This window comes from Herbiconiux daphne, from assembly GCF_024979295.1.
GTDB lineage: Bacteria > Actinomycetota > Actinomycetes > Actinomycetales > Microbacteriaceae > Herbiconiux > Herbiconiux daphnes.
On record NZ_JANLCJ010000410.1, the window covers coordinates 1 to 692 of the forward strand.

The 692-nt window shown below is 35.0% G+C and carries 1 protein-coding gene; it reads left to right on the plus strand.

Annotated features, from left to right (window positions below; translation table 11 throughout):
* Positions 1-692: NAD(P)-binding protein (locus tag N1032_RS25540; RefSeq protein WP_259543402.1), on the plus strand; the 692-nt coding region annotated here is incomplete at both ends.

Consider the following 692-nt stretch of genomic DNA (forward strand, 5'->3'; position numbering starts at 1 on the left):
GATTTGATATGCAAACTCCAAACGATAAACTTTTCTTATCTGACCGCTTTTCATATAGCTTTTTCTGTACAGATACAGATTTTGCAATTCCTTATACTGGCTCAACCGAAGATGATATTAATAATTGTTTCCACAATAGGGACCAAGGTTATCCTGTCGTTCAGGTATCATCGTTTCGTTATGATAAGGTTAGGGAAATCCAAGCAAAAGATTCAACAGGGTCTCGTGCGGCATATCAAAAATTAGGAAATCTTCGTGGAGAGCTTTCAAAAATAAATTATGGTGCCATGTACTCTAAAGGGCTGAGCAATGTTGCTTCATTTGGTAAAAACCAAGGAGACGATTACATTATCTTCAAGCACAAAATCAAAGCACTTACAAAACAAACTCCAATTTTTAGTGATAGTTATACAGATAAGATTCTCAAGTTGACTTATGACGCCATTAATATTTGGAAAGAGCATAAGGAATCACTTGCAATGGAATCTAAATCGAAAAATTATCTTGTTGTTGGTGCTGGATTATATGGCTCAATATTCGCAGCTGAAATTGCTAAAAAAGGACATAAAGTTACTGTAATTGACAAACGAGCAAAAGTAGGTGGAAATGTAAGCACGACAAGAATCAATGGAATTAACGTCCATGATTATGGTGCTCATATTTTCCATACGAATAATGAGAAAGTTTGGAAA